Source organism: Phaeodactylibacter xiamenensis, from assembly GCF_965229835.1.
Lineage (GTDB): Bacteria > Bacteroidota > Bacteroidia > Chitinophagales > Saprospiraceae > Phaeodactylibacter > Phaeodactylibacter xiamenensis.
The window spans coordinates 7,043,263-7,049,536 of the sequence record NZ_OZ245931.1 but is presented as its reverse complement, the minus strand read 5'-3'; the positions used below and the strand labels follow the sequence as shown (position 1 = coordinate 7,049,536).

Genomic DNA, 6,274 nt, shown 5'->3' with positions numbered 1-6,274 from the left:
CGGCCTAAAGAACATGAATACCAAAATCCACCGGAAAAAAGAACGACTCTGCGGGGTGACACACAAACAGCACCCCACAGGCGTTGCGTAACGCGGTGGAAATCAGAAAAGGTATCAAGTTAAAGTATCAAGGCTCAGGTTTCTGCTGTTTGGAAAAGCATTACTGTTTACCAATATCAGCAGAGGGTCGGAAGCGACCAAAAATCGGTTTACCAGATAAATCAGCACTTCTAACTGAAAAGTGCCGGAAGCCAGCAAGGATGGGAATGCATATTTGTTCCCTGTTATTACGCTTTAATCCCGAAGAGGATCAAGGCAAACCCGTTGGATAAGACAGACCAACCTATGAAGTTAGTTTGGTATTCATCGTTTCGGGGTTAGCTTGCTGCATGTTTGTTTGCTTAAAACTTCTACGAACTTATTAAATATTTTTGGGATATCCTAGGATGGAATTCCAGTATTTACATGCTAAGCAACAGATTTTTAGAACTTAAATATGGAAAAACTGATATATAACAGATGACGTGCCTTGGTTTATTCCCTCCATACAATGCTAAAGCTGGCTGTAAATAATGAATTATGTGGGCAATGTGCATTTACTTTTTTATTAAGTATTTCTCATGCACATTGCCCACCGTTGCTACTAAATGGCAGAGCGCTGAATTCGTAAATCCGCCGATTTATTTGGCATTTTGGAAAGCATTATGGTGTTGATGGATATCTACTGCCCGCTCAGCCTGCTCCATATGCCGCTGATTGTGGTAAATGACCACCCGAAAGGTATCGCCCAGCCGAAGCCTGATCCATGAAGAAATAGAGATACTGGTCTTTGTCCGGGTCAGGTCCACCGTTTCGGCCTGCTCAAGCAACCGCAGCATCTCCTGCTGCTGCTTCAGAAAAGTAGTGAGAACGGATTTATCCAGTTGACTGCCGGCCGGGTCCATAGAGGAAAAAGTCTTCATTTTATTAAGCTTCGGTTTGGGCAGCAGGCTTTTGGCGAAGTAATTGCCGAGCCAGCCCGTCTTAAACCGCCCTGTGGTGTTTTCGGGGGCTTTGTCCATGCGCTGCTGTATTTCCGGCAGGTAGAAATCGCCATATCGGTTGAGGTGTTCGATACACTCCAGCGCACTCCAGCTGTCTGCTGAAGGCTTGGTGTTGAGGTTAGCTTCGGATTGCTCCAGTAGCTGTTGGGCACGCAGTATCATATCTTCGGTGCGTGCAGTGAGGTCAGAAATCAAGTCAGTTGATCGCATAAGTCCTTTTACCTGCAAAGATGTAGGGATAAAGCCTTCTTTTCCTTGATTGAAATCAAGATTTCTTAATCCGGGAAAGGGTTTCCGGGGTCATGCGCAGGTAGGCGGCGATGTATTTGTGGGGGACTTCCTGAAAAAGCATAGGGCTGCGCTCCAGCACCCGCTGATAGCGCTCCACCGGAGAGGTGATCAATAAATCCTGTTCGCGCTCCATTTGCTGCAGTATCAACTGTTCCAGCAAAAAGTTGTACAATTCCGCCACTTCCGGAGCTCTTTCCTTCAGTTCGGCGAAGCTCGACTTGCGGAGTGCCTTCAGCTCACATTGCCGGAGCGCCTGTAGATAATAGGCAGAAGGCTGCCCGTGAATAAAGCTGTCCAGGGCCGCAATAAAATGCCCGGGGTACCCGAAACGGATCGTATACTCCTCCACCTCATGCTGCCAGTACACCCGGATGCTGCCTGACTCAATGAAGTACAGCCGGTCATCGACCTGTCCTTCCATGGTGAGGAACTGATTGCGGTCGAGTAAAATGGACTCATCCCAGCCCTGATGCTGACTGATGAGGTGGTGGAGGGTTTGGATAGGGTTGTTGGTCATTAAGAGTAGTTTTAAAAAAGCAAATGACTACCGCAACGCCCCCAGCGCCGCTTCCACCGCCCCCAAGAGCGCTTTTTCCTGCCCGGGGATCTTGCCCACCACTTTCACACCATTGTATAAGGTGAAGAAGAGGTTGGCTGTAGCTTCCAAATCCTGATCTGCTGACAACTCGCCGGAGGCTACGCCTTGCTGCAAAAACTGATGGAATACCGCCGTGAAGCCTTCCTTATTCGCCCGGATCACCCCTTCCATAGACCGGTCTTCGGGCAGAAGCTCCGTCGTCACATTGACCACAAAGCAGCCTTTTTGGCCAGCTTCGGATTGCGTTTCTGCTATGGCCATGGCGAATAACTGCCGAAAACCGTCGCGTACGCTGTCTTGCTGCTCCAGAAAACGCTGCAGGCCCTGAGCATTGGTCTTTCGATAGAGCTCAAAGGCCTGATCAAACAAGTCCTTTTTGCCCCCAAAGGTGTCGTACAGGCTCGCGCGGTTGATCCCCATCGCGTCTACCAGGTCCTGCATGGAAGTGGCATGGTAGCCTTTGCGCCAAAAGGTGTGCATGGCTTTCTCCAAAGCTTGTTGTTCGTCAAAGGTTTTTGTGCGTGGCATAGCTAAAAAAATTAAGGGGAACGGTAAGCCGCTCCCCTCTTATAACCCCATTTTGGAATTATCGTTCCGTTTTAGAGCAAAAAAAATTAGTTGGCTGCCAGCAGCGGGTTTACATTAATACCGCCGTCGATGTTGTACTCTCCGCCGGTGATGAAGGAGGCATCATCGGACGCCAGGAAGACAACCAGATTAGCAATATCCCTGGGCTGCCCAAACCGCTTAAGGGGCACCCGGTTTTGCATGGCCGTCGCAAAACCATTGAGCTGTTCATCCGGCATACCAGTCTTGCTGAAAATAGGGGTGGCTACAGGGCCGGGGTTGACAGCATTGACGCGGATCTGACGAGGGGCGAGCTCGGTGGCTGCTGTTCGGGTGTAGGCGTTCAGTGCGGCCTTTGAAGCGGCATACACGGCCGTATTCGGCATGCCGGTGTAGGCGTTTACAGAAGACAGATTAATGACGGAAGCCCCATCGTTGAGCAGGGGCAGAAACTTCTCAATGGTAAAGACCGCGCCTTTGAAATTGATCCCCATCTGATGGTCAAACATCTCTTCGCTGATCTGCCCGATTGGTGCGGGGGCGAAAATCCCGGCGTTCACAAACAGGATGTCTACCTTGCCGTAACCTGCCTCCACCTGCTCTACCAGGCGGTCAATGGCACTGAGCTGACTCACATCAGCGACTATGCCCTCCACCTGCAGAGCCTCGGCCGCTTCTGCCACTTTCTCCGCTGAGCGGCCGGTGATGATGACCTGTGCGCCCGCTGCCTTCAGGCTTTCTGCGCTTGCGTATCCAATGCCGCTGTTACCGCCGGTGACTACGGCTACTTTTCCAGTTAATTTACTCATGATGGTTGTTGTTTTATAGTTTTAGAATGAACGTTCCAATTAAAGAGCAAATACAAGAACGATCGTTCCAAATAAAAGTTGAGCGCTTTGTTATTTTTTTTCAAAAACCCAAGGCAACACGGTTCAGGTGGCATGGAATAGTAAGAAAGGGTACTTGGATAACAGGGTGGGCGCGGGTGAGAAAAGCTTCATTTAAGAATGAAACAGAAGTTGGCAATGCCGTAAGCAACAATCTGACCACTTCAAAGTATCAGACCCAACTCAACAGCAACAGCGCCCTCAAACTCCAGATAATGGTGCGTATCCAGTTGGTTTGGACCAGGCGGGCGTGGTTTTTCGGATCAAATGCCTGGCTTAGCGCATTGTGCAATGGTACCTGAATGAAAAAGGTGGAGCCCCAGAGCCCTAACAGCCCTGCTGCATTTACCCACCAAAGCCAGCTATCGGTATGCTGAAACAGCAGCCACAGCCCACTCCCCAGCTCAATCAGCATAGGCGGCGCAGTAACCCAGGAGGTGAAGCGGGTGTGCGCCCGTTCGTATTCGATAAAACTGGAATTGCCTACTTTGCCCATGAGCGGGTAATGCACGACCTGCACAAACCAGATCAGCCCCAGCATATATAGCGTAAATAAGAGGTGGATTTTATATACCCAGTCCATTAGCAAAAGTTAACATTAATCAATGCCTATCATGAAGTCACGCTGCCAAAACGCTTGCAAGTCCAGGCTTATACCCACTAATAATAAGCTGATTTAACTCAGCGGGGATCGCATTCAGCAACTGTTAACCAATCTTGTTATTCCACGTGCAAATCCCAAAATAGGGCCCAAAAGCGTCTCAAAGATAAATCTCCTTCTGGGATCGATGTGAGATATAGGTTTATTCCCCATAGAGTTATAAGGAGAAAGCCCATAGAACTTTTCAGCGGCAGGATCCACCTGGCCAACGCTCTTTGATCCACCGGATCAAGCCAGCCCAGACCACCGCCCCAAACTCGGGTCCAGCGTCCGGTAAAAGGCATTGTACACATCCAGCCCCAGGTTGCTTGTCTGCTCGATACCGTTGTACCGATACTTATTTTTAGGAATGGAAGTGCTCAGCCAGCTGCCTTGCATTGCCATGCCGAAGGGGTAAAAGTGTGCATCTTGGCTCACCTCTGATGTGGACACAACCCCATCTTCGTTTGTGTCGCTGTAAAAGGCTTGTCAGACTTTTTGAGGATGCCCTGGTTAACCACGCAGAGATGCGATCGTCTTGCATCGTTGCGCTTAAGTACTGAGCATGAGCTGATTCAGGTGTTTTCCGCTTAGTAGATCACCACTTTACATTTTGTTGCTGATATACTGAGCTGAAAACCTCAAATATTTTCAACTTGTATTATCTCACCCTCGCCTAAAGGGGGACCGCCTTCACTGAATAAAAACTTGCTCCCCTTGCCAAAAGAAGCCCCTAAATACTTCTTGCTGATAAATACAATCTCGACTTCACCTTCATCGCCAGGGTGAAATTCATCCTTCTCGATTAGTGTTATACTGCCTGAGGCCTTCATCTTTTCAGTAAAGCTGAATAACGGTCTATACCCACTTTCGAAAGGTGTTTTTCGCCCGGACTCAAATAACTTAATATGTGCTTTTGTCTTTATCATAGCTTACCGAAATAAAGGCGTGTAATTTAATGGCGATCCTTTTAAAAGGTGCAGCTTATTTGCTGGTATTGAGATGGCATTCATGCCATCTGCCCCAAATCTGTAAGAACTATTTAATAAACTATTGGGCACACGGACCTTCATGATGTGATTTGGAACTCCATCAAACATAAAGTTATTTCTTCCAAATTGTGCAGCCTCTTTAGCTGTGGGCGCAAATAACTTCCCTGTTTCATATGCCCCTGCCTTATTTCTGAAACCAAACTTCGCAATATCGTCTAATTCTGCTCTGGAAACAGCTCTGTAAATTGTCGAACTCACCCCCTTAGCGGCAACCCCCTTCCCACCAAGCTTACTAGCAGTGACTACTACCTCATCAGACAAGCTGACACTAAAGGCTATATCATCAACGCTACCGCCTACCCCTGTCTTTATGATGGAGCCACCGCCGGAAGCAATAGAAGAACCGTAGCTGCCAGCCAGCTTCTGTAGGCCGCTCGCTAGATTACTACCGATCTTCGCAGCAGGCGCCACGCCGAAGTAATCTGTGGCGATGTCCAGGCCAAGGTAAGCCACATCCCCCACAGAATTAATCTCCGTAACGTCAAACCTGCCGGTGGCGATTTGGATGCCTTTGTTCCCGACCACTTGCACGCTGCCTGCAACAGCCTGTCCGCCGGGTGTCAAATATAAGGCACCGGCAGCGGCTCCGACGCCAAAGTAGCCGAGGCCTGCGCCTAAGCTAGTCACATTACCTTTTAACGCCTGAGAACCCAAATTGATTAGTCCTCCGACTATTGCAGCGCCCAGGTGGAGCGGCGTGTCCCCGTTTGGGTCATCAAATAGAATGGACTACGAATAGTTCTTAATCATCTCAGCAAAAAAGGTACGAACATTTTTGGCGGTAACTAAATCAGAAGTAAGCTCCATTTTGTATTGAGCCAATTCGTCAATGTCCCAATACAAATTCTTGAAATGGTCATCGCTTTTCATGTCAGTTGTAAAAACTTCGAACTGCGATTCTTCATTAAAACCTATAATCACCAGCTCCCAACCGACCTCGTAATAAACAGAACAACAAGTAGCGTCAAGCCTGCCTCTTAAATATTCTTCTGATCGCTTGCACCAGACATCTACTGATTGAGTATACTGAGTGCTCTCATCAGAAAAATCTAGCTGGCTGTTTACGCCATAAACATGCTCAAAATGTTGTACCCCAGACTTGGCTAATACTACCTTCATCTCTTCACTAGAAAGAGGACCTTCTAAAAAGGCAAAGAAAAGGTGAGGGGTATCAAAAACGTAATTTGGGAGCATAT

The 6,274-nt window shown here is 48.3% G+C and carries 9 protein-coding genes; all 9 read right to left on the bottom strand.

Annotated features, from left to right (window positions below; all coding sequences use genetic code 11):
• Window positions 1-680: 680 nt before the first annotated feature.
• The 9 genes from ACO08I_RS27240 to ACO08I_RS27200 all read right to left on the bottom strand — a co-directional run bounded on the left by ACO08I_RS27240 (window position 681) and on the right by ACO08I_RS27200 (window position 6,272).
• Window positions 681-1,253: a DinB family protein gene (locus tag ACO08I_RS27240; protein WP_421947698.1), complete on the bottom strand. Its 573-nt coding sequence runs from the start codon at window positions 1,251-1,253 to the stop codon at window positions 681-683.
• Between the two features lie 55 nt (window positions 1,254-1,308).
• A complete protein-coding gene (locus ACO08I_RS27235; protein WP_421947697.1) occupies window positions 1,309-1,851 on the bottom strand; it encodes a Crp/Fnr family transcriptional regulator in 543 nt (180 codons plus the stop codon).
• A 27-nt stretch (window positions 1,852-1,878) separates the two neighbouring features.
• A complete protein-coding gene (locus tag ACO08I_RS27230) occupies window positions 1,879-2,460 on the bottom strand; it encodes a TetR/AcrR family transcriptional regulator (protein WP_282777789.1) in 582 nt (193 codons plus the stop codon).
• 86 nt (window positions 2,461-2,546) lie between these two features.
• On the bottom strand, window positions 2,547-3,308 hold the full coding sequence (locus ACO08I_RS27225) for an SDR family oxidoreductase (protein WP_044146288.1): 762 nt from the start codon (window positions 3,306-3,308) through the stop codon (window positions 2,547-2,549).
• Window positions 3,309-3,558: 250 nt separating this feature from the next.
• A complete protein-coding gene (locus ACO08I_RS27220) occupies window positions 3,559-3,969 on the bottom strand; it encodes a hypothetical protein (RefSeq protein WP_421947696.1) in 411 nt (136 codons plus the stop codon).
• 306 nt (window positions 3,970-4,275) lie between these two features.
• Window positions 4,276-4,479: a hypothetical protein gene (locus tag ACO08I_RS27215; protein ID WP_421947695.1), complete on the bottom strand. Its 204-nt coding sequence runs from the start codon at window positions 4,477-4,479 to the stop codon at window positions 4,276-4,278.
• Window positions 4,480-4,667: 188 nt separating this feature from the next.
• Complete coding sequence (locus ACO08I_RS27210; protein ID WP_421947694.1) at window positions 4,668-4,955, bottom strand: hypothetical protein; 288 nt, start codon at window positions 4,953-4,955, stop codon at window positions 4,668-4,670.
• A gap of 3 nt (window positions 4,956-4,958) precedes the next feature.
• A complete protein-coding gene (locus ACO08I_RS27205; RefSeq protein ID WP_421947693.1) occupies window positions 4,959-5,732 on the bottom strand; it encodes a hypothetical protein in 774 nt (257 codons plus the stop codon).
• A gap of 75 nt (window positions 5,733-5,807) precedes the next feature.
• Complete coding sequence (locus ACO08I_RS27200) at window positions 5,808-6,272, bottom strand: hypothetical protein (RefSeq protein WP_421947692.1); 465 nt, start codon at window positions 6,270-6,272, stop codon at window positions 5,808-5,810.
• Window positions 6,273-6,274: the final 2 nt, after the last annotated feature.